The 20,824-nt window shown below is 64.4% G+C and carries 20 protein-coding genes; 11 read left to right on the forward strand and 9 right to left on the reverse strand.

Translation table 11 applies throughout. From position 1 onward, the window contains the following. Nucleotides 1-2: 2 nt before the first annotated feature. From CSQ95_RS07905 to CSQ95_RS07920, 4 genes are all read left to right on the forward strand, one after another. Nucleotides 3-1,211 (forward strand): 5-(carboxyamino)imidazole ribonucleotide synthase, encoded by a 1,209-nt coding sequence (locus CSQ95_RS07905; protein WP_099409083.1) that lies wholly within the window; start codon nucleotides 3-5, stop codon nucleotides 1,209-1,211. Beyond that, complete coding sequence (locus CSQ95_RS07910) at nucleotides 1,208-2,227, forward strand: L-threonylcarbamoyladenylate synthase (RefSeq protein ID WP_099409084.1); 1,020 nt, start codon at nucleotides 1,208-1,210, stop codon at nucleotides 2,225-2,227. The genes CSQ95_RS07905 and CSQ95_RS07910 overlap by 4 nt, the downstream gene beginning before the upstream one ends. Before the next feature lie 241 nt (nucleotides 2,228-2,468). Next, on the forward strand, nucleotides 2,469-3,860 hold the full coding sequence (locus CSQ95_RS07915) for an SGNH/GDSL hydrolase family protein (RefSeq protein WP_099409085.1): 1,392 nt from the start codon (nucleotides 2,469-2,471) through the stop codon (nucleotides 3,858-3,860). 98 nt (nucleotides 3,861-3,958) lie between these two features. Beyond that, nucleotides 3,959-4,645 carry an OmpW family protein gene (locus CSQ95_RS07920; RefSeq protein WP_180278990.1) on the forward strand — a complete coding sequence of 229 codons (687 nt, stop codon included), beginning with the start codon at nucleotides 3,959-3,961 and terminating at the stop codon, nucleotides 4,643-4,645. A gap of 38 nt (nucleotides 4,646-4,683) precedes the next feature. On the opposite strand, the gene CSQ95_RS07925 is transcribed toward CSQ95_RS07920, so the two are convergent. Next, nucleotides 4,684-5,190, reverse strand: coding sequence for a flavin reductase family protein (locus CSQ95_RS07925; protein WP_099409086.1), 507 nt, complete (start codon nucleotides 5,188-5,190; stop codon nucleotides 4,684-4,686). A 177-nt stretch (nucleotides 5,191-5,367) separates the two neighbouring features. Between CSQ95_RS07925 and msrA the strand changes: the two genes are divergently transcribed. Further along, nucleotides 5,368-5,901, forward strand: a complete 534-nt coding sequence (gene msrA, locus CSQ95_RS07930; protein ID WP_099409087.1) for a peptide-methionine (S)-S-oxide reductase MsrA — start codon at nucleotides 5,368-5,370, stop codon at nucleotides 5,899-5,901. Nucleotides 5,902-5,923: 22 nt separating this feature from the next. Here msrA and CSQ95_RS07935 read toward each other — a convergent pair whose 3' ends face one another. Beyond that, nucleotides 5,924-7,159 (reverse strand): cyclopropane-fatty-acyl-phospholipid synthase family protein, encoded by a 1,236-nt coding sequence (locus tag CSQ95_RS07935; protein WP_099409186.1) that lies wholly within the window; start codon nucleotides 7,157-7,159, stop codon nucleotides 5,924-5,926. Between the two features lie 127 nt (nucleotides 7,160-7,286). After that, the gene (gene pdxH, locus CSQ95_RS07940; RefSeq protein ID WP_099409088.1) at nucleotides 7,287-8,495 is read right to left on the reverse strand and encodes a pyridoxamine 5'-phosphate oxidase; all 1,209 of its coding nucleotides are present in this window, start codon (nucleotides 8,493-8,495) and stop codon (nucleotides 7,287-7,289) included. Nucleotides 8,496-8,608: 113 nt separating this feature from the next. On the opposite strand from pdxH, the gene tcdA reads away from it, so the two are divergent. After that, on the forward strand, nucleotides 8,609-9,463 hold the full coding sequence (gene tcdA / locus CSQ95_RS07945) for a tRNA cyclic N6-threonylcarbamoyladenosine(37) synthase TcdA (protein WP_257217984.1): 855 nt from the start codon (nucleotides 8,609-8,611) through the stop codon (nucleotides 9,461-9,463). Between the two features lie 10 nt (nucleotides 9,464-9,473). On the opposite strand, the gene thpR is transcribed toward tcdA, so the two are convergent. Then, nucleotides 9,474-9,992, reverse strand: a complete 519-nt coding sequence (thpR, locus tag CSQ95_RS07950) for an RNA 2',3'-cyclic phosphodiesterase (RefSeq protein WP_180278991.1) — start codon at nucleotides 9,990-9,992, stop codon at nucleotides 9,474-9,476. Nucleotides 9,993-10,087: 95 nt separating this feature from the next. Between thpR and CSQ95_RS07955 the strand changes: the two genes are divergently transcribed. Both CSQ95_RS07955 and cysK read left to right on the forward strand, forming a co-directional pair. Next, the gene (locus tag CSQ95_RS07955; RefSeq protein WP_034780576.1) at nucleotides 10,088-10,552 is read left to right on the forward strand and encodes an FKBP-type peptidyl-prolyl cis-trans isomerase; all 465 of its coding nucleotides are present in this window, start codon (nucleotides 10,088-10,090) and stop codon (nucleotides 10,550-10,552) included. Between the two features lie 85 nt (nucleotides 10,553-10,637). Beyond that, the gene (gene cysK, locus CSQ95_RS07960) at nucleotides 10,638-11,570 is read left to right on the forward strand and encodes a cysteine synthase A (protein ID WP_099409091.1); all 933 of its coding nucleotides are present in this window, start codon (nucleotides 10,638-10,640) and stop codon (nucleotides 11,568-11,570) included. Here the strand turns inward: cysK and CSQ95_RS07965 are convergent. Continuing rightward, a complete protein-coding gene (locus CSQ95_RS07965; RefSeq protein WP_099409092.1) occupies nucleotides 11,531-12,844 on the reverse strand; it encodes an SGNH/GDSL hydrolase family protein in 1,314 nt (437 codons plus the stop codon). The genes cysK and CSQ95_RS07965 overlap by 40 nt on opposite strands. Before the next feature lie 99 nt (nucleotides 12,845-12,943). Between CSQ95_RS07965 and CSQ95_RS07970 the strand changes: the two genes are divergently transcribed. Next, the gene (locus CSQ95_RS07970) at nucleotides 12,944-13,849 is read left to right on the forward strand and encodes a LysR family transcriptional regulator (protein WP_099409093.1); all 906 of its coding nucleotides are present in this window, start codon (nucleotides 12,944-12,946) and stop codon (nucleotides 13,847-13,849) included. Nucleotides 13,850-13,938: 89 nt separating this feature from the next. Next, entirely contained in the window at nucleotides 13,939-14,340 is a 402-nt protein-coding gene (locus tag CSQ95_RS07975; protein WP_099409094.1) for a DUF2809 domain-containing protein, read from the forward strand. Nucleotides 14,341-14,346: 6 nt separating this feature from the next. On the opposite strand, the gene CSQ95_RS07980 is transcribed toward CSQ95_RS07975, so the two are convergent. The 3 genes from CSQ95_RS07980 to CSQ95_RS07990 all read right to left on the reverse strand — a co-directional run bounded on the left by CSQ95_RS07980 (nucleotide 14,347) and on the right by CSQ95_RS07990 (nucleotide 18,321). Beyond that, nucleotides 14,347-17,160, reverse strand: coding sequence for a pitrilysin family protein (locus CSQ95_RS07980; RefSeq protein ID WP_099409095.1), 2,814 nt, complete (start codon nucleotides 17,158-17,160; stop codon nucleotides 14,347-14,349). 78 nt (nucleotides 17,161-17,238) lie between these two features. Next, complete coding sequence (locus CSQ95_RS07985; RefSeq protein ID WP_099409096.1) at nucleotides 17,239-17,592, reverse strand: hypothetical protein; 354 nt, start codon at nucleotides 17,590-17,592, stop codon at nucleotides 17,239-17,241. Continuing rightward, complete coding sequence (locus tag CSQ95_RS07990; RefSeq protein WP_070220320.1) at nucleotides 17,593-18,321, reverse strand: hypothetical protein; 729 nt, start codon at nucleotides 18,319-18,321, stop codon at nucleotides 17,593-17,595. Between the two features lie 212 nt (nucleotides 18,322-18,533). Here CSQ95_RS07990 and CSQ95_RS07995 point away from each other — a divergent pair, with 212 nt between their 5' ends. Further along, the gene (locus CSQ95_RS07995) at nucleotides 18,534-20,306 is read left to right on the forward strand and encodes a diguanylate cyclase (protein WP_070220735.1); all 1,773 of its coding nucleotides are present in this window, start codon (nucleotides 18,534-18,536) and stop codon (nucleotides 20,304-20,306) included. On the opposite strand, the gene CSQ95_RS08000 is transcribed toward CSQ95_RS07995, so the two are convergent. Next, complete coding sequence (locus CSQ95_RS08000; RefSeq protein ID WP_070220318.1) at nucleotides 20,296-20,778, reverse strand: CinA family protein; 483 nt, start codon at nucleotides 20,776-20,778, stop codon at nucleotides 20,296-20,298. The two genes, CSQ95_RS07995 and CSQ95_RS08000, sit on opposite strands and share 11 nt — an antisense overlap. Nucleotides 20,779-20,824: the final 46 nt, after the last annotated feature.

Below are 20,824 nucleotides of genomic sequence, written 5' to 3' on the forward strand. Positions count from 1 at the left end.
TAATGAATAGTAAATCGACTTCCCCATTGCTGCCCGCCGCCAACCCACCGGCATGGCTGGGCGTGATGGGCGGCGGCCAGCTCGGCCGCATGTTTGCCCAGGCCGCCCAGAGCATGGGCTATCAGGTTGCAGTTCTTGAACCTGTGCTGGAGCCGGCTGCCACCTGCCCTGCGGGGCAGGTGGCGCAGCACCTGGTCAATGCCGGCTACAGCGATGCGGCCGGACTCGACGCCCTGGCCGCGCAATGCCTGGCCGTCACCACGGAATTCGAGAACGTGCCGGCCGACAGCCTGTCGCGCCTGGCCGAACGCGTCTTTGTGGCGCCCAACGCCCACGGCGTGTCGGTGGCGCAAGATCGCATCGCGGAAAAGCGTTTCTTTGTCGCCTGCGCCGCGAAATCGGGCGTGCTGCCGGCGCCGCATACGGTGATCGCCACGCAGCTTGACATCGACGGCATCGCCGACGACTTGCTGCCAGGCATTTTGAAAACCGTGCGCATGGGCTATGACGGCAAGGGCCAGTTCCGCGTGCGCACGCGCGACGAGGTGCGCGCCGCGTTTGCGGAAATGGGCGAGGTAACTTGCCTGTTGGAAAAGATGCTGCCGTTGGCCTATGAAGTTTCCGTGCTGACGGCGCGCGGCGTGGACGGCGCATCGGTCGTGTATCCGATCGCCGAAAACGTGCACCGCGACGGCGTGCTGTTCACCACCACGGTGCCGGGCCCGAACGTGTCGGATGACTGCGCCGCCAGGGCGCAGCGGGCGGCGCAATCGATGGTTGCCGAACTCGGCTATGTCGGCGTGCTGTGCATCGAGTTTTTCGTGCTTACCGACGGCAGCCTGGTGGTCAACGAAATGGCGCCGCGCCCGCACAACAGCGGCCACTACACGATGGACGCCTGCGTCACCAGCCAGTTCGCGCAGCAGGTGCGGGCCATGGCGCGCCTGCCGCTGGGCGACGTGCGCCAGCATTCGCCGGCCGTGATGCTCAACATCCTCGGCGACGCCTGGTTTGCCGACGACAGCGATGTCGTCAGCGAACCGGCCTGGGACCGCATCCTGGCCTTGCCGGGCGCGTGTCTGCACCTGTACGGCAAGGACGATCCGCGCCGTGGCCGCAAGATGGGCCATCTGACCTTCATCGCGGCCACCTTGCAGGAGGCGCAGCAGCGCCTGCGCGACGCTTGCCTGATCCTGGGAATCGCGCCGTGAGCGTGCCCGCACAAGACCTGGCGGCCGCGGCCGCCGTGCTGGAAGCGGGCGGCCTCGTCGCTTTCCCGACGGAAACCGTGTACGGCCTCGGTGCCGATGCGGAAAACCCGGCCGCCGTGGCGCGCATCTATGAAGCCAAGGGCCGTCCCTCGGACCACCCCGTGATCGTGCACGTGGCGCCGGGCGCCGACCTGGCGCACTGGTCCGATAATATTCCCGTGGAAGCGCAGCAACTGGTGGCCGCCTTCTGGCCCGGTCCGCTGACCCTGATCGTCAAGCGCGCCGCGCATATCCCCGACGCCGTTTCCGGCGGCCAGGATACGGTGGGCTTGCGCTGCCCGTCGCATCCGGTGGCTATCGAACTGCTACGCACTTTCAAGGGCGGCAACGGCGGCCTGGCGGCACCGTCGGCGAACAAGTTCGGCAACGTCAGCCCCACCACGGCGCAGCACGTGCGCGATGAATTCGCGGCGGAGCTCGACAGCGGCTTGCTGGGCCTGGTGCTCGACGGCGGGCAGAGCGACGTGGGCATCGAGTCGACCATCGTCGACCTGTCGCGCCTGGCCACGCACGGTCCCGTGCTGTTGCGTCCCGGCCATATCAGCAGCGAGCAGATCGCCGCCGTCATTGGCCGCGCACCGGCCGTGGCCGACGCGGCCGCACCGCGTGCCTCGGGCACCCTGGAATCGCACTATGCGCCACACACGCCTGTTGCGATGCAGCACAGCGACGACGTGCGCGCCACCTTGAACCGCCTGCTCAATGACGGGCGCCGCGTGGCGCTGATCCACTACTCGGATCTGCCGCCGGCCAGCGCCAGCGTGCGCCTGGCCGCCAGCCCGGAAAACTACGCACATGCGCTGTATGCCTCGCTGCGCACGATGGACCAGGTCGGCGCCGAGCTGATCCTCGTCGAAGCGCCACCGACCGGCCCCGCGTGGCTCGGCGTCAACGACCGTTTGCGGCGTGCCGCGTTCGGCTCAAGTGGTATCTTGCAGCAATTCCTGTCCGTCTGAAAAAAGCCCCGCAAGGGGCTTTTTCTTGATGCAGCGCAATAGCAATGCTTGCCACGAAACATAGTAAATCCTCCATAATTCAGCAGATCGCCCGGCCATCACAGGGCGCAGGCGGTGTTGTTATTTCGTTGATTTTTAAAGCATATTTTCTATACAAGCCTCATGAACGATGGCATATTAGTTGGGTAACGAATAGCACGCCCGTTCGTTTAGAAACCATAAAAAAGACCGAGGAGACAAAATGCATCAAACAAAATTTGCGCTGGCCGTGCTGGCTGCGGCTGTCCTTGCAGGTTGCGGCGGCGCCAGTGGCGGTGATCAAACCTTGAAAGTCAAGTACACGGCGCAGGTGTCGTTCGGCGACAGCCTGTCCGATGTCGGTTCGTATGCCGTGGGCACAGTGCTGGCGAAAGGTGGCGGCAAGTTCACCATCAATGGCGACAATACCAAGATCAATCCTGAACTGACAGGCAAGAACTGGACCGAGCACCTGGCCGCGCAATTCGGCCTGGCCGCCCCATGCGCCGCCGAGACTGGCCTGGAAGGCAATATGGCGAAAGGCTTGTCCGTGCCACGCGTCAAGCATCCGGGCTGCTACGGCTACGCCATGGGCGGTTCGCGCGTGACCAATCCCGTCGGTCCGAACAACAAGTTGACGGGCAGCGAGCTGGGCGCCCTGACCGTGCCCGTGGTGACGCAGATCGCGAACCACCTGGCTGCTTCCGGGGGCAAGTTCAGCGGCACAGAAGCCGTCTTCGTGATGGCGGGCGGCAATGACGTGCTGTTCCAGCTCGGCGCATTGCAGGCCGGTGCGACGGCGGCCGGCAAGACGGCGGGCGCCGATGCGGGCGCCAAGGCTTTTGCCACCAATTTAACCATGGCCCTGGCCGCCGGCGCGCCCAATCCCACCACGGCGGCCGCCTCCATCGGCGCCGCCATCCAGACGGCCAGCGCGGCGCCTGGCGCCACCTCGGCGACCATCGTCGGTGCCGCCGTGCAAGCTGCTGTCGTCGCGGGCAATACGGCCGTTGCCTCGTCCACCGTATATGGCCCGCTGGTCACCAAGGCGCAAGCCGATGCGACGGTCACCGGCAATGCCGCCGGCGCCAAGGCCGGCGCCGATTATGCGGCGGCCCAGGGGCCGTTGCTGATTGCCGCCATGAAACAAGCGGGTACTGAACTGGTGGCGCTGGTCAAGGATCAGATCATCGCCAAGGGCGCCAACTATGTCATCGTCAACAACTTGCCGGACGTGGCCGGTACGCCATCGGGCTTGAGCAAGGATGCCAATACCAAGACGCTCATCAATGCCATGGTCAGCGCCTTCAATGGTGAACTGAGCGGTGGCCTGAGCGGCAATGCGAAAGTCTTGCTGGTCGACGTGTTTGCCGTCAGCCACGACCAGGGCGTCAACCCTGGCCCGTATGGCTTGACCAATGTCAGCGAGACGGCGTGCGACCTGAACGCACCTGGCAATATCCTGGGCAGCTCGCTGGTGTGCAATGGCTCGAACCTGAAAGCGGGCGACGTCAGCCACTACTCGTATGCCGACGATGTGCACCCTACGCCGTTCAACAACCTGTTGCTGGCCCGTTATGTGGCCAAGGACATGGTCGTGCGGGGCTGGCTGTAAGGAATCGCCGCGCCAGCCGCGTCCCGGGGACGGGGCTGGCGCCGGCAGCGACAAGACTGGATAGCCCGGCTATCCGCACATAATGATCAGGAGACAAGATGAAAAATCGTTTGAATACCGCTGTACGCGTGCTGGCCGCCGCCGCCGCGATGGCCATGGCGACGGGCGCTTCGGCGCAAAGCGCAGGCACCTGGATGGCCAAGGTCGGCCTCAACAAGATCACGCCGCACGTCGACAGTGGCGACATTTCCGCGCCGGCACTGCCGGGCACGAAGGCCGACGTCAAGTCCGATACCAAGCCCATCCTGACCTTTGCCTACATGATCACGGACAATATTTCCGCTGAAATGATCCTGGGCGTACCGTACAAGCATGACCTGATGGGCGACGGTTCCATCAAGGGCACGGGCAAGCTGGGGACGGCGGAAGCCTTGCCGCCGACGGCCTTCATCCAGTACCGTTTCTTCCAGCCCAATGCGATGATCCGTCCTTACGTGGGCGCGGGTTTGACGTATGCATATTTCCAGAAGGAAAAAGGCTCGGGCCAGATGACGGCCTTGCTGGATCCGGGTGGAGCGCCCGTCACTTACCGCATGGATAACAAGCTGGCAGGCAGCCTGGTGGTCGGCAGCACCCTGTCCTTCAACGAGCGCTGGTTTGCCGATGTGGCCGTGGTCAAGACCTTCCTGAAGACCAAGGCGAAATTCTCGACGGGGCAGACGCAGGACATCAAGCTCGACCCGCTCGCCGTGAGTGTCAGCATCGGGTATAAATTTACCCTGTAAAACAAAAAATCCGCCTCGGCGGATTTTTTTTGTCCCGCTCAGGCTGGCGGTGTATTGAACTTACCATTGTGGAATATCAAGGGCGGCTGCGCGGCAAACGCGCATTGTTCTACTTCGCCCACGAAAATGACGTGGTCGCCTTCCGGATAGCGGCTGCGGTTGTGGCATTCGAACCAGGCCGACGCGCCTTTCAGGATGGGCTGGCCCGTGCGTGACAGTTCGTATTCGACGTCGTCGAAGGGATTCGGCGTGCGGCGTGCAAAGCGCTGCGCCAGTTCAGCCTGCTCGGCGCCCAGCACATTGATGACGTAATGCGAGTTGCCGCTGAAAATCGGCATGCTGTTCGCCACCGTGCCCAGACTCCACAGCACCAGGGGCGGCGACAGCGAGACGGAATTGAAGGAACTGGCCGTCAGACCGCGGAAACTGCCGTCGGCCAGGCGCGTCGTGATGACCGTCACGCCGGTGGCAAACTGTGACAATGCATGCCGGAAATGTGCCGTATCGAATTCTTGCGCTGGCGCGCGGGGAGAGCGTGTGTTCATGGGTGACCTGTCTATTTGCTGACATTATGCCAAAAATCGGCCACGCCAGCGCAATCGTGGCCGGCATGCCCCTTATGTGCGGTGCATCACGCGCCGTTTCAAGCGGCACTGCAGGCCATGGCGCTTTGCGTTACAGTAATGAAATGATACGTCGCACAGGCGTTGCGGGAGGACATCATGAACCAACAGACGGAAGTGGCGGTATTCGGCGGTGGCTGTTTCTGGTGCCTCGCTGCCGTGTACGCGGAAGTGCGCGGCGTGACGCGCGTCGAGTCCGGCTACACGGGCGGCACGGTGCCCAACCCCGGATATGAACAGGTGTGCACGGGCGAGACGGGCCACGCGGAAGTGGTACGGCTGGAATTCGATCCCGCCGTCATCCCTTACCACGATTTGCTGGAAATCTTTTTTACCTTGCACGATCCTACCACCCTGAACCGGCAGGGCAATGATGTCGGCACGCAATTTCGCTCCGTTATCCATTATCAGTCGGCGGAGCAGGAAACCGTGGCGCGCAAGGTGCTGGCCGAGATGGCCGGCGTGTGGGATGCACCGATCGTCACGCAGCTGGCGCCGGCATCGGTCTTTTATCCGGCCGAGGATTACCACCAGAATTATGTCGAGCAGCATCCCTTGCAGGGCTATTGCGCCCTCGTTGTCGTGCCCAAGGTGGAAAAATTCCGCGCCATGTACGCGGGGCGCCTGAAGTAAGCGCCCCGCGTGCGCATCAGGATCAGGTCGCCAGCAGGGGCGCCGGCGTGGCGTCCTGCGCATACATGTAGTTGCGCGACCAGGGCAGGGTGGAGGAACGCCGGCCCGCCTTGACGCAGACGATCTGGTACAGGCTGATCAAATCTTGCTCGAAGGCATAGGCGCAGCCTGCCAGGTAGACGTGCCAGATGCGGAAGCGCCGCTCGCCCGCCAACGGACGGATCTGCTCGGCATGGGCTTCGAAATTTTCCGTCCACAGGGCGCAGGTGCGCGCATAGTGGCGCCGCAGGTTTTCCACGTCGAGCACTTCCAGCCCCCCTTGCTGCATGGTTTTCAGGACATTGCCGATATGGGCCAGTTCGCCGTGGGGAAACACATATTTTTCGATGAATTCACCGCCGCCATACGGCGTTTCGCCATTCTCCGGGTCGGTCGAAGTGATGCCGTGGTTCATCGCCATGCCGTCCGGCGCCAGCAGCTTGTTGATGATGGAAAAATAATCGGGCAAATGTTTCAAGCCCACGTGTTCGAACATGCCCACGCTGGTGATGCGGTCGAACTGGCCCGTCACGTCGCGGTAGTCTTGCAGGCGGATGTCGATCAGGTGGGCCAGGCCGGCCGCCGCTACACGCTCGCGCGCCAGCGCGTACTGGTTTTCCGACAGGGTCACGCCCACGCAGCGGGCGCCATATTGTTGGGCGGCACGCATGACGAGCGCGCCCCAGCCGCAGCCGATGTCGAGCAGGGTCTGACCCGGTTGCAGCTGGATTTTCTTCAGGATATGGTCGATCTTCTTGACTTGCGCCTGCGTCAGCGTTTCATCGCCGTGTTCGAAATAGGCGCAGGAATACACGAGGGCGGGGTCGAGGAATTGCTCGTAGAAGGCATTCGACACGTCGTAGTGGTAGCGGATGGCTTCGGCATCCTTGCTCTTGTCGTGCGTAAAGCTGCGCACTATGCGGGCCAGCTTGCCTTCCGGTTTCAAGGTGTTGCGGGCCAGGGCATTACAGATGGAAATCATGTCCTGGGCCGTGCCCTTGACTTCGATATTGCCTTCCACATAGGCCGAGCCCAGGTTGGCCAGCGACGGGTTCAGCAGATAGCGGGCCGAGGCGACGGTCGGCAGGCGGATGGTGACTCTGGGCGCTTCGCTGGACAGGTCGACATACTGGCCATTCCACAATTCTATGCGCAGCGGCAAGGCGGTCTTGCTGCGGATACCGGCAATCCAGGATTTGAGTTGGTTTTGTACAAACAAAATGGCCTCCAATGAAGCGGCCGTCGTTGCGCCCGCAAATTGAGAAACAATGTCATTTAGTAACTTCTACCCTCATAGCCTACACCGATATTGACCAGCTTGCTTTGCGCCGCCTTGACTGTCCTGCTTAGGGTTGCAAGCGTTGCATGCTCCATTGCCCGTCAGCACCGCGCGTAAACACGATGCGGTCGTGGAAGCGCGAACGGCGCCCCTGCCAGAATTCGATGCGTTCCGGCTGCAAACGGTAGCCGCCCCAGTGGGCCGGGCGCGGCGGTGGTGCGTCGCCGACGGCGGCCACCACGGCCTCGTAATTGCTTTCCAGCGCGGCACGGTCGGCGATGGGCGCGCTTTGCTGCGAGGCAATCGCCGACAAGCGGCTTTGCACGGGGCGCACATTGAAATACTCGTCGCTCTCGGCGGCCGTGGTTTTCACCACCGTGCCCTCGATGCGCACTTGCCGCTCCAGCTCGCGCCAGAAGAACAGCAGGGCGGCGTGCGGATTGTGCTCGAGATGCCGGCCTTTGTCGCTGTGGTAATTCGTGTACCAGGTAAAGCCGCGCTCGTCGAATTGCTTGATCAGCACGATGCGCGAGCTGGGCTTGCCGTCGGGACTGACGGTGGACAAGCTCATGGCGTTCGGTTCGCTGACCTGGGCCTTGAGCGCTTCGTCGAACCATTTTTCAAATTGCGCGATCGGGTCGCGCTGCACGTCTTCCTCGGACAACAGCCTTTGCACATAGTCGATGCGCATGGCGGCCAGGGTGGCGGCATCGTGTACGGGGACGGCGGGAGCGGCTGCCTCGGGCGCGATGCCGCGGCGGCGCTGCATGGCCGTGCCCAGCTGCTCCATCTGTTGCGCGCTGAACAGGCGCTTGGCCATCGGTGCCAGCTGGCCCTCTTCCTTGCTCATGTGGGCCTGGTAGGCGGCCACATAGTCGCGCACGCCATGGGCGGACAGCTGCACGCCCGTGCCGGCCGCGATGGCGTCCAGTTCCGGGCGCAGGGTCAGCCAGGCCTGGTCCATGCGCTGGTGGTCGGCCAGGATTTCCGGCACCAGGGTCACCAGCAGGGCCGCATCGTCGCCCGTGGCCGTGGCCTGCAGCATGGGCATCAGGTCCTGCTCTTCATCGTCATGGTGCAGATGGGCGGCTTTATTGAAATATTGCAACACCGCCTTGGCCGCCTGCTGCGCGTCCGCCGTGTTGCCATGCTGCACCAGGTGGGCCAGCAGGTTTTGCAGGGTCGTCAGTTGCTTGCGGATCTTGTCGTGGCAATGCTTGAGCACGGCGATGGGCTGGTCAAAGCCGGGAACGGAGTCGAACAGGGGAGCGGTCATGGCGAGTTCTCGTGGTGAACGGTGTGGGGGCGCGGCGACAAACGGAGCTTGTCGCTGTGTCAATTCGGCTATTTTAGAATATCCGCCAGCGCAGTGTCCGTTAAAATGGCGCCATGCATACCTCCACCAATGAACTAATTTCCATGGACTTGACCGAGATCGATTTTGAACGGCGTTTCGGCGGCATAGCCCGCCTGTACGGCGCCCCCGCGCTGGAACGTTTTCGCGCGGCCCACGTGTGTGTGATCGGCGTGGGCGGCGTCGGTTCCTGGATCGTCGAAGCGCTGGCGCGCAGCGCCGTCGGCCGCCTGACCCTGATCGACCTCGATAATGTTGCCGAATCGAACATCAACCGCCAGATCCAGGCCATGAGCGACACCATCGGCAAGGCCAAGATCACGGCCCTGGCCGAACGCATCGAACTGATCAACCCGTTTTGCCAGGTCACGCAGATCGAGGATTTCATTACCCCCGATAACCTGGAGCAGTTGCTGGGCGGGCGCGATTTCGACTACCTGGTCGACGCCATCGACAATGCCAAGGCGAAAGCGGCCGTGATCGCGTATTGCCGTGCGCGCAACATTCCCATGCTGACCATCGGCAGCGCGGGCGGGCAGACGGACCCGACCCTGATCGCCGTGCGCGATTTGTCGAAGACGGAGCAGGAACCGCTGCTCAAGCGCGTACGAAAACTGTTGCGCACCGAATATGGTTTCCCTCGTGGCGTGAAAAACAAATTCAATATCGACGCCGTGTTTTCCATGGAGCCGTTGAGCACGCCCGAGAGCGCGGAAGCGTGCGCCATCGACGGCACGCCCGCCGGCGTGACGGGCTTGAATTGCGCCGGCTTCGGCTCCAGCGTGGTGGTGACGGCCAGCTTCGGCATGGTGGCGGCCGCCCATGCGCTGAAAAGCTTGCGCCAGGACAAACTGGCCTCCGAGCCAGTGGCGGTGCCGGACGCCGCCTAAGCCACGCCGCTTAAGCCAGTTTGCGGCTGGCCACGATGCGGTAGTCGCCGCTGCTTTTCAGCGATTCCACCAGCACCAGTTCGTCCGCCTGCCAGGCGATGGGCGCGAAGTCCTGGCTTGCCGGCGGCGGCGCCTGGCGCGCCAGGGTCACGTGCGGCGTAAAACGGTCGTGCTCGAAGCGGGGCGCCAGGCCCTGTTGCGCCAGCGCGCGCATGCAGGCCGCGCGCAAGTCCAGCAGGGCCGGCGACGGCTGCGCCAGGGCGGCCCAGGCCAGCGCCAGCTTGGTAAAGTGGCTGGCGTGGTCGAACAGCAAGGGCATGGGACGCGCCGGCAATTGTGCCAGGATAGCCAGTAGGGCCGGCAGGTCGCTGGCGGGGTGCTGGCCCAGGAAGGCCAGGGTCAGGTGCAACTTGTCCGCGCGCACGGGTTTGCCTTCCAGGCGCGCCTGCCAGGCGGCCAGCGCCGCGCGCGTGGCCGCGTCGGGCCACAGCGCGTAAAACAGGCGGGGGCAATGGGTATCGGGCGACAAGTTTTTCCTATCGTTGCGGCGGTTTGCTATGATTGGCGTTCCCTGCCCACTCGCATTGGCAGAGATCTCACCGAAACTTACTGAAAGAATACATCATGACGCGTAGCTCCGTTTTGTTTGCCCTGATCTGCTCCGTCGCCGCGTCGCTGGCGCAGGCACAGGCGCCGGCGCCTGTTCCCGCCTCCGCCGTCTCGCTGAGCCCTGGCCCTGTCGCCGATAAATTGATTCTGATCGACAACAAGGTCGGCACGGGCAAGGAAGCGTCCGCCGGCAGCAACGTCACCGTGCACTACACGGGCTGGCTGTACCGTCCCCTGGCGAAAGATTCGCGCGGCAAGAAGTTCGACAGCTCCGTGGGCCGTGGCCCGTTCGACTTCCCGCTGGGCAAGGGCATGGTCATCAAGGGCTGGGACCAGGGCGTGGCCGGCATGAAAGTGGGCGGCAAGCGCACCCTGATCATTCCAGGCGAACTGGCCTACGGCCCGCGCGGCGCCGGCAATGGCGACATTCCGCCGAACTCGGCACTGATCTTCGACGTGGAATTGCTGGACGTGAAGTAATTGTTCAGTTTGGCGGCGGCGCATGCTCGCGCTGCCGCCAAAACGCGGTAGACTGGATTCTTCTGTAATTGCTGTGGAGACTCCCATGAACATCGCCAACGACGTCACTGAACTGATCGGCAATACCCCCCTGGTGCGCATCAACCGCATCGCCGCCGGCAGTGTGGCCACCATCCTGGCCAAACTCGAATTCTACAATCCCGCCCACAGCGTCAAGGACCGCATCGGCCTGTCCATGATCGTCGCCGCGGAAGCCGCAGGCAAGATCCATCCCGATACCGTCATCGTCGAGCCCACCAGCGGCAACACGGGCATTGCGCTGGCCATGGTCTGCGCCGCGCGCGGCTACCGCTGTACCCTCGTCATGCCCGACACCATGAGCCGCGAACGCCGCATCCTGCTGCGCGCCTACGGCGCCGAGCTGGTGCTCACGCCCGGCAGCGAAGGCATGCTGGGCGCCATCCGCAAGGCCGAGGAAATGGTGGCGGCCGACCCGCGCTATCTGATGTTGCAGCAATTTAATAATCCCGCCAACCCCGCCATCCACCGCGCCACGACGGCCGAGGAAATCTGGCGCGACACGGATGGGCAAGTCGACATCGTCGTCGCCGGCGTAGGCACGGGCGGCACGATCACGGGCATCGGTGAAGTGTTGAAGGAGCGCAAGCCCGGCCTGCAAGTGATCGCCGTGGAACCGGAAGCGTCGCCGATGCTGTCGAAAGGCACCAAGGGACCGCATCCGATCCAGGGTATCGGCGCCGGTTTCGTGCCGCAAATCCTCAACACGGCCATCTACGACGAAATCATTTGCGTCAAGAACGACGACGCCTTCGCCACGGCGCGCTTGGCCGCCAGCGATGAAGGCTTGCTGGTCGGCATCTCGTCGGGCGCCGCCCTGTGGGCCGCCCTGCAAGTGGCGCGCCGCCCGGAAAACGCGGGCAAGACCATCGTCACCATCATCCCGTCGTTCGGCGAACGCTACCTGAGCACGGCCTTGTACGCTGGACTCGGCGATTGATTTTTATTAAGCAGCAGCGGCAGGTCTATCCCTTCCGCCAGCGCCCGGTTGCCCGCATCGCCCGGGTGCAGATGGTCGCCCGAGTCGTAGGCGGGCAGCAGGCGCAGCGGATGGGCGGGGTCGCGCGCCAATGCGTCGAAGTCGAGCACGGCGTCAAACAGGCCGCTGGTGCGTATCCACGCGTTTAGTTGCTGGCGCAGCGCATCTTTTTCCTTTTGATAGTAGTCGCTCAATGGCGTGCCGGGCAGGGCGCCTGCGAACGGCGTCACAGTGGCGCCGATGACGCGCACGCCGCGGCTGCGCGCCTGGGCCACCAGCTGCGCGTAGCCGCTGCTTAATTCTTCCAGTGTCGGTCTTTGTGCCCGAGGCGCGAACGCTGTGCCGGGCCAGCTGATGTCATTGATCCCCAACAAGACGACGACCGTGCGCACACCGGGCTGCGCCAGCACGTCGCGCTCGAAGCGGGCCAGGGCGTTCTCTCCCATGCCGTCGGACAACAGCCGTCCACCGGAAATGCCCGCATTGATCACGGCCACGCCGTGCGGCGCTAGGCGCCGTGCCAGGAAATCGGGCCAGCGCGCATCGATCCCCAGGCTGGCGCTGGCGCCATCGGTGATCGAATCGCCGAGGATGGCCACGGCTTGCGCCCCCGGCGCCGCCTCCACCTCGATGGCACTCAGTAAAAGGCGCGCCGTGGTGGTCTGCACGCCGGGTGCGTCATCGATGCGGAGGGAGCGCGTCTGGTCCTGCGGCGCAATCCACGCCGTCTCGCGGCCATCCCAGTGAAACGTGGCAGTCGCGCTGGGCTGCGGCAGGTGCACGCTCACCGTCAGGCGCGCCAGGTCCGGCACGGACAGGTCGATGGGGTCGCTGACGAGCGGCGCGCCCGGCGCCATGGTGGCCGCCGGCTGGCCGGAAAAGGTCAGCGTGCGTAGGCTGCCCACTTCAATGGCTGAGCCGTTCGCCGTCAGGGCTACGCTGGCCGCGCCGATGCGCAGCGGCACCTTGCCATACGCATTCGACAGCACGATGCGCACGCGCGGGCCGCCCACGCTGAGGCGTGCCACCTGGCGTACGGTGTGTTCGTGCAGCACGGCGGGCACGTTGCTTGGGAACAGGAAATCGGGGCTCCACACGGCTTGCGGGCTGGCTGTCCAGCTGGCCAGCCAAGTGGAGACGGGGGCTGGTGCAGGTTCGGCGTTGGCGGCTTGGACAGATAATGTGCTCAGGGCCAGGCTCAGCAGGGCGGCGGGGAGGGTGGGAAATCGTTGCATGGCGGCTCGCTTTATCAAGGGGAATGTGCGCATGATGAAAGCAAAGCCATTTATGTACTAGACTATCCCATCGAAGAACATTTATGAGTTGAATTCACAATGGCCAGACTGGAAGTGAACCGTTCCGGCGAGCTGGAAGTGTTTGTGCGCGTGGTCGAGCTGGGCGGCTTTTCCGCCGCCGCGCGCGCCTGCGGCATGACGCCGTCGGCCGTCAGCAAGCTCGTGTCTCGGCTGGAAGAGCGCCTGGGCGCGCGCCTGCTGAACCGTTCCACGCGCCAGCTGCAGCTGACGGCCGAAGGCTGCGGCCTGTATGAACGGGGGATGCAGGTGCTGGCGGCGCTGGACGAGGCCGAGCGCTGCGCGGGCGTGCAGGATGTGCCGCGCGGCAAGATCAGGGTGAATGCAAACGTGCCGTTCGGCCAGCATTTTTTGCTGCCGCTGGCGCCGCTGTTTCTCGAGCGCTATCCCGAGGTGACGCTCGACATCGTGCTGACCGATACCGTGGTCGATATCCTCGAGCAGCGCACGGACGTGGCCGTGCGGGCCGGTCCCCTGAAAAGCTCCAGCCTGCTGGCGCGCAAGCTGGGCCAGACGCGCATGGCGATCGTGGCATCGCCCGCCTATCTGGCGCGGCGCGGCACGCCGCGGGCGCCGGCCGAGCTGGCGTCGCACAATCTGCTCGACGCCAATTACGCGCGCGCCCGCTCGGGCTGGCCGCTGCGCCTGCCCGAGGGCGACCTCGTCGTGCCCGTCGTTGGCAATGCGCAGGCCAGCGATGGCGAAGCCTTGCGGCAACTGGTGCTGGCGGGGCTGGGCCTGGCGCGCCTGGCGGCGTTCCAGGTGCGCGCCGATATCGCGGCGGGCCGATTGCAGGCCGTGCTGGAAGCGTTCAACCCCGGCGACAGCGAAGACGTGCATGCCGTCTTCGTGGGGCAGGGCGGGCACGTGCCGCTGCGCGTGCGCGTTTTTCTCGACTTCCTGGCACAGCATGTCGACCTGGCTTGATGCGATAGGCTGCAGGCGGACACGGCCGCGCAGTACAATATCGGACGGGCCGCAATGGTTCGGCCCGTATTGTGCCTTTGAATGGAAATATGTTCCTGGTAAAACCTGAACGCCGCCGCCTGCTGCAGGTGGGCGCAACCGTGGCTGTCATCGCGCTGGGCCTGGCCTCGCGCGCCTATCCCCAATTCCTCCCCGCCGCGCTCGGCAAGTATCCGGGCGACGCCCTGTGGGCCATGATGATCGTTTTTGCGCTGGGTATCTTCGCCACACGCATGCGCACCTGGCAGCTGGCGCTGACTGCGTTGCTGATCTGCTTTGCCGTGGAATTCGGCCAGCTGGTCCAGATGCCCTGGCTCGTCGCGCTGCGCGCGCATCCGCTGGGGCACCTGGTGCTCGGTTCCACCTTCGGCTGGGGCGATTTGATCGCCTACACGGCGGGCGTGGCGATCGCGGCGCTGGTGGATAAAGCGGCGCTGTTCAGGCGCCGCTAGTCCCGGCTATTTGACGTTCCCTTCCGCATCGCGCAGTTCCACGGGCGCCAGTTTCAGCTTGCTCAACTGCGGCGCGATCTTCGCCTGGTCGCCCACGCCGATGACGATCAGCTTTTCCGGCTGCAGGTATTTTTTCGCCACCTGCTGCACCTGCTTGTCCGTCACACCCGCAAAGCGCTGCGGCAAGGTCGCGTAATAGTCGAGGCCCAGGCCGTAGATATAGGTGTTGGCCATGCTGGCGCTGATGCTGGCATTCGTCTCGAACTGGCCCGGCAGGGACAGCACCTGCGAATTGCGCGCATTCGACAATTCCTTGGCCGTCAAGGGTTTGGCGATCATGGCGCGGATTTCCTTGAAGGTTTCCGACACGGCCGCGCCCGTCACGTCGGTGCGCACGCCGGCCGCGATGGAGAACGGTCCCGGCTGGCTGCGGTACTGGAATTGGGAGCGCACGCCATAGGTGTAGCCCTTCTCTTCGCGCAGGTTATTGCTTAGCCGACTCGTAAACAAGCCGCCCAGCGCCGCGTTCATTACTTGCAGCGGCGCATAGTCGGGCGTGGCGCGGGCCACGGCGATGGTCGACAGGCGCACGGCCGTCTGCGGCGCGCCCGGCTTGTCGACGAGGATCAGCCTGGCTTTCGTCGTGGCCGGCGCCGCCGCCACGGACGGCGCCACCGCGCCCGCCTTCCAGCTGCCGAACTTGGCTTCGGCCAGTGCCTTCAATTGCGCCGCATCGATGTCGCCCGAGACGATCAGCGCCGCATTGTTGGGCACGTAATGCTGCTGCCAGAACGCCTGCAGGTCGGCGCGGCTGGTGGCTTTCAGGGCCGCTTCCGTGCCCAGCTGGATATAGCCGTACGGATGTTGCGGGCCGTACAGGGCCGCCGCTTCCACGCGGGCCGCCACGGCCGCCGCGTTTTCGCGCTGCTGCGCCAGTTCGCCGATGCGGCTGGCGCGCTGGCGCTCCACTTCGTCTTGCGGAAATTGCGGGTGCTGGACCACGTCGGCCAGCACGTCGAGCGCTTGCGGGAAGGTGGTTTTCAGCGACGTCAGCTGGGCGAACGAGGCATCCGCGCCGGAACCCGTGCCCAGAAAAGCGCCGAGTTGCGCCACGTCATCGGCGATCTGCGGCGCGCTGCGCGTACTGGTCCCTTCCTGCAGCAATTGCGCCGTGAAGCCCGACAAGCCCGGCTGCGCCAGCGGATTGGCGCCCGAACCGCTCTTGATGACCAACTGGCTGGAAATCAGCGGCACGACCGGATTGTAGTTGTGGATCACGGTCAAGCCATTGCTCAGGGTGAAGGATGTCGCTTGCGGCAGCACGATCTTCGGCGCGGGACCGGCCTTCGGCACCGCGTTGCGCCATGGCGCGTCCGCGTTGATGGCCGTGCCTGGCGCCGGCTTGACCTTGCCCGGCGCCGGCGTCGCCACTTCCGGACCCAGGTCCGGCTTGCCCGGTACGCCATACACGACCACGCGCGCCTGGTTTTTCAGGTAGGTGTCGACGGCGCGCTGCACGCCGGCCGCCGTCACCTGGCGGTAGCGCTCGATATCCTTGCCCAGGTAGCCGGGGTCGCCCAGGTACTGGTTGTACTGGTTCATCATGTTGGCATTGCCGCCCACTTTTTCCACCTGGCTCAGCATGGCTGTTTCAATGCTGTTGCGGGCCCGTTCGATTTCCTTCTCGCTGGGCCCCTGGGCGCGCAATTGCTCCAGCTCCGCCTGCATGGCTTGCTCGATTTCCTCGGGCTGGTGGCCGGGGCGCGCCGTCACGTCGAGGGTGAACACGGAGGTGAGGGCGTTCGAGCTCTGGTTGGCGCCCACGTCCTGCGCGATCTGCTTGTCGTACACGAGCGATTTATATAAACGGCTGGACTTGCCGCCGGCCAGTATCTGCGCGGCCATCGACAGTTCCGCATCGTCCTTGGCATAGGCGGACGGCGTCAGCCAGGCCATGAAGACGCGCGGCAGCTCGACCCGGTCCTGCACCACGATGCGGCGCTCCTGCGTGATGGGCGGCGTCACGACGTCGGGCTTGGCCACGGCGGGGCCGCTCTTGAAGCTGCCGAAGTATTTGTTGACCAGTTCCTTGGTCTTCGCCTTGTCGATGTCGCCCGCGATCACCAGGCTGGCATTGTTGGGACCATAGTATTTGGTGAAGAATTCCTTGATGTCGGCCAGTTTCGCGTTCTGGATGTCCGCGTGCGAACCGATGACGCTGGCGTAATACGGGTGGCTCTTCGGGAACAGCTGGTGGTACAGGGCTTCCTGCACGATGCCGTAGGGCGCGTTTTCCACGCTCTGGCGGCGTTCGTTGCGCACCACGTCCTGCTGGTTCGTCAGCGCCGTCTGGTCGAGCACGTCGAGCAGATAGCCCATGCGGTCGGAATGGGCCCACAGGGCCAGTTCCAGCTGGTTCGACGGCACCGTGTCGAAATAATTGGTGCGGTCAAAATCCGTGCTGCCGTTCGAATCGGTGGCGCCCGCGCCTTCGAGCAGCTGGTCGGCCATGCCGCGCGGCACGTGTTTGGTGGCGGCGAACATCATGTGTTCGAACAGATGCGCAAAGCCCGTCAGGCCCGGCGCTTCATTCGCCGGTCCCACGTGGTACCAGATGTTGACGGCCGTGACGGGCAATTTATGGTCTTCCACGAGGATCACGTCAAGGCCGTTCGGCAAGGTGTATTTTTCGTAGGCGACATTGGGCACGGCCGTGGCTGCCGTCGCGGCAGCGGCGCCGGCGGCGTGGGCGAGCGTGAGCGGGGCGCCGTACAGCGACAGCATCAGGGCGGGAATGGCCAGCAATTTGATCGGTTTCATGCATGCTTCCAGGCTAGGGTGGGGAAGACGCTGCGGCCCGCTCGTGGCTGGCCCAGCGCGATGGTGCTACGGTCGGTGCTACGGTTGATACAGCAGGGCCGCGCCGCCCAGCACCAGCAGCGCGCAGGCGAGCGAGACGATGGCCGCCGCGCCCAGCAAACGCCATTCGCGCGGCGTAAAAAGGGGGACAGGCCCGGGCGCTTGCGGCACGGGCCGGGGTATGGCAGCGCCCGGTTCGGGCGGCAAGCCGCCCGTGGCGCGCGCCTGCGCGGCCAGCGCCTGCGTGGCGGCGTCCAGCAGGGCTAGCTGGCGCTCGACGGTGTCCGCCAGCACCGCTTCGTTCAGCGCCACGAGGGCGAATATCGGGTCGTCGACGTCGACCTTGATGCCCGTCTTGTCGAACACGTGGCTGCGCAGTGTGTGCCGGTCCATCTACCACTGCACCTTGTCGAGCTGTTCGAAGATGTCGCGGTAGACGACCTTGATGCGCTGCTTTTCCATGATGTTGAACTTGTCGTTCTGCAGCACTTCCTGCATCGTCAGGCGCGCCGTGTTCATTTTCTTGACGTCCGCGCCGAAGGTGTCGGGGTTGCGCTGGCTCAAAGTGATGCTGCCTTTTACGCGCGCGCGGTTGTCGGCATACGACTGCGATTCGACGAATTGCTTGCCGGACGCCGATTGCAGCAGGCCGAAGTGTTCGTTTTGCCACAGCACCAGCGGCACCTTCGTCGCTTGGGCCGTCGCGACAAAACCCGTAGCCGTGTCGTGCAGGGTGTCGCCGCCGCCGACGATGGTGTGGATGTACACCTTGCGGCCGGATTCTTCCAGCAGCGAAAAACAGTCGTTTTCCAGCAGGTAGCCCATCAGCGGCGAAAACGTGTTCGCGCCATTGTCGATCACGCAGTTGCCGTCCGTGTCGAGGATGTCGATCATCAGCGCGTCGAAGCGTTTCGGATCGATGTTGCGCGCATCCGTCATCACGGGCACATGCTTGACGTTCATCGCCTTGTAGCGCGAGAACGTGGCGTTTTCCTGATCGGTGTCGTAGCAGCGCAGCGGCGTATCGTCCTTGCCGCCTATCCACTGGGCCAGCAGGGTCGAGACGAGGGTCTTGCCGATGCCGCCCTTGCCCTGCAGGATGAAATGTACCGTGTTTTGCATTGCGACTACTCCAAGTTGTTGCGTCAGTGACAATCAAAGATCCGTGACAGCGGCGATGGCGCCCGGCCAGGCCACGACTGGCATTTTTACCACAATCCTTTGCAAAGATGCCATGCGCGCGCGTGAATCTGGTTATGATGTTAATCAGGATACCATTGATACAAAGCAAGTTTTGTGTGAAAAATGCACCCCAGAGTGTGAACGAGGACGCAGTGCCGATCTCCAGTCTCGATAAAGCCGACATTGACCGTCTGAATCAGCAAGCCCTGTCCTGTCTGATCGGCAACCGCCGCCAGGCACGCCGGCTGGCGCAGATGGCGCTGGCGGCGGCGCAACGACAACAGTATGCGCGCGGCGGCGCATATGCGGAACTCAATCATTGCTGGCTGTCCTATTATGCGGGCGAAACGGAGCCGTCGTGCGAGCGTCTGCGCGACTATTTCAAGCAGACCTGCGACCTGGAAGGCGGCATGGAAGTGGCCGCCCTGCAGGGCGCGTACGCGAGCCGGCGCGGCGACTTTGCCGATGCCGAGCAGCACTTCCTGCAGGCGCGCAGCCAGGCCGCGCAGATCCCCGACTCGCTGCACAAGTTCATGCTGTACGCGCGCCTGGGCGTCGATGCCCTGAACCGTGGCGATACGCAGGACGGCCCGCGCAATTTCCTGCTGGCGCTCGACATCGCCGAGCGTTTCGGCAGCCCCGCGCACCGGGTCAACAGCCTGTCGAACCTGGCGTCGTCGCAGCATGACCTGGGCAACGATGAAGACGCCATTCCCCTGCTGGTCGAGGCGCTCGACATCATCGGCACGCAAAAGCTCAAATACCAGCAAACCATCGTTTCGGCCAACCTGGCCATGTGTTTATTAGCCACCGGCAAGCCGGCCGAGGCGCTGGCGCTGGTCGAGCCGTTTTACGAGTGGCCGGAAGAAGACCTGGCCGTGCGCGCCTTCCTGTTCTGCATCGCCGCCCATGCCGCCATCCTGCTGCGCCAGCCCGAGAAGGCCTTGCAATTGCTGCTGCGGGCCGAAGACTATGCGCGCCGGGGCCAGGACCTGGAGGAGCAGATGCATGCATGGCTGGTGCGCGGCAAGCTGGACCTGCACGCGGGCCAGACGGCGCAGGCGCTGGCATCCCTGACGCAGGCGCACAGCCTGCTGAGCTGGACGCGCAATCCGTTTCACCAGCAACAGATCCTGCGCGGCCTGGCCGACATCAATGCCCAGCTGGGCGAATGGCAAACCGCGTACGGTTTCCTGCAGCAATACCAGGCCGCGTACGAGGCTAGCAGCAAGTCGGCGCGCGCCTCGCGCAGCCTGATGCGCAATCTGGAAAAGGAAATGCACAGCCTGAAGGCCGAGCGCGACAAGGCGCTGGAGCTGCAGGCGGCGCGCGAATCGGAAAACGTCAAGCTCGAGCACCTGAACCGCGAACTGGCGCACCAGATCCTGCACGTCAATTCTTTGCAGGACAGCCTGAAGGAGCAGGCCATGCGCGACCACCTGACGGGCTTGTACAACCGCCGCCATTTCGAAACCTGCCTCAATGCCATCCTGCACGAGGCCGACGCGGATGCACCCGTGGCCATCGCCATCATCGACCTGGATTTCTTCAAGCGCGTCAACGACACCTACGGGCATAATTTTGGCGACGAAGTGCTGATCCAGTTCGCGCGCCTGGTGGAAGGCCAGCTGCGCGGCAGCGACATGGTGTGCCGCTATGGCGGCGAGGAATTCTGCCTGCTGTTGCGCGAAGCCGACAGCCTCATCGCCGCGCACAAGATCGACGATATCGCCGCGCGCTACCGCCAGCTGCTGATCCAGCAGGCGCCGCACAGCTTGACGGGCTGCACCTTTTCCGCCGGCATTGCCGAATATCCGCGCCACGGCGCCGGCCGCCATGAATTGCTGATGCGCGCCGACAGCGCCCTGTACGCGGCCAAGCAGGCGGGCCGCGACCGCGCCTGCATCGCCGGCGCTACTGAATAAAACGCAGCAGTTCCCGCAAGGCGTGCGCCACCGCCTGCTCGCGCACGGCTTGCCGGTCGCCCGCGAACACCAGCCGCTGCGTCTGCACGCGCCCGTCCATGGCCCAGCCGAAGCAAACGGTGCCGACGGGCTTGCCCGGCACGCCGCCCGTGGGGCCGGCGATGCCCGTGGTCGAGACGGCCACCTGGGCCTCGCTGTGGGCCAGGGTGCCTTGCGCCATGGCGGCCGCCACTTCCTCGCTGACGGCGCCGTGTGCGGCGATCAGTTCGGCGGGCACGCCCAGCATGCCGGTCTTGGCCCCGTTGGAATAGGTGACGAAGCCCCGTTCGAACCAGGCGCTCGAGCCCGAGATATCGGTGACGGCCTGCGCCACGCCGCCGCCCGTGCACGATTCGGCCGTGGCCAGCAGCAGGCCTTTCGCCTGCAAGGCCAGGCCGACGGCGGTGGAGAGGGGGACGAGTTCCTTGCTCATGGATGGCTCCTGTGTGCGGTGAAAATGGTGGCAAGACTGTAGCATG

The sequence above is a fragment of the Janthinobacterium sp. BJB304 genome (genome assembly GCF_002735765.1).
GTDB lineage: Bacteria > Pseudomonadota > Gammaproteobacteria > Burkholderiales > Burkholderiaceae_D > Janthinobacterium.

What these genes read in the sequence shown, in the direction of transcription:
- CSQ95_RS07915 (WP_099409085.1), top strand. Translation starts at nt 2,469, where the DNA reads ATGCATCAAACAAAATTTGCGCTGGCCGTGCTGGCTGCGGCTGTCCTT.
- pdxH (WP_099409088.1), bottom strand. Translation starts at nt 8,495, where the DNA reads ATGACCGCTCCCCTGTTCGACTCCGTTCCCGGCTTTGACCAGCCCATC.
- CSQ95_RS07905 (WP_099409083.1), top strand. Translation starts at nt 3, where the DNA reads ATGAATAGTAAATCGACTTCCCCATTGCTGCCCGCCGCCAACCCACCG.
- CSQ95_RS07980 (WP_099409095.1), bottom strand. Translation starts at nt 17,160, where the DNA reads ATGAAACCGATCAAATTGCTGGCCATTCCCGCCCTGATGCTGTCGCTG.
- CSQ95_RS07990 (WP_070220320.1), bottom strand. Translation starts at nt 18,321, where the DNA reads ATGCAAAACACGGTACATTTCATCCTGCAGGGCAAGGGCGGCATCGGC.
- CSQ95_RS07920 (WP_180278990.1), top strand. Translation starts at nt 3,959, where the DNA reads ATGAAAAATCGTTTGAATACCGCTGTACGCGTGCTGGCCGCCGCCGCC.
- cysK (WP_099409091.1), top strand. Translation starts at nt 10,638, where the DNA reads ATGAACATCGCCAACGACGTCACTGAACTGATCGGCAATACCCCCCTG.
- CSQ95_RS07970 (WP_099409093.1), top strand. Translation starts at nt 12,944, where the DNA reads ATGGCCAGACTGGAAGTGAACCGTTCCGGCGAGCTGGAAGTGTTTGTG.
- CSQ95_RS07965 (WP_099409092.1), bottom strand. Translation starts at nt 12,844, where the DNA reads ATGCAACGATTTCCCACCCTCCCCGCCGCCCTGCTGAGCCTGGCCCTG.
- CSQ95_RS07975 (WP_099409094.1), top strand. Translation starts at nt 13,939, where the DNA reads ATGTTCCTGGTAAAACCTGAACGCCGCCGCCTGCTGCAGGTGGGCGCA.
- tcdA (WP_257217984.1), top strand. Translation starts at nt 8,609, where the DNA reads ATGCATACCTCCACCAATGAACTAATTTCCATGGACTTGACCGAGATC.
- CSQ95_RS07925 (WP_099409086.1), bottom strand. Translation starts at nt 5,190, where the DNA reads ATGAACACACGCTCTCCCCGCGCGCCAGCGCAAGAATTCGATACGGCA.
- msrA (WP_099409087.1), top strand. Translation starts at nt 5,368, where the DNA reads ATGAACCAACAGACGGAAGTGGCGGTATTCGGCGGTGGCTGTTTCTGG.
- CSQ95_RS08000 (WP_070220318.1), bottom strand. Translation starts at nt 20,778, where the DNA reads ATGAGCAAGGAACTCGTCCCCCTCTCCACCGCCGTCGGCCTGGCCTTG.
- CSQ95_RS07955 (WP_034780576.1), top strand. Translation starts at nt 10,088, where the DNA reads ATGACGCGTAGCTCCGTTTTGTTTGCCCTGATCTGCTCCGTCGCCGCG.
- CSQ95_RS07985 (WP_099409096.1), bottom strand. Translation starts at nt 17,592, where the DNA reads ATGGACCGGCACACACTGCGCAGCCACGTGTTCGACAAGACGGGCATC.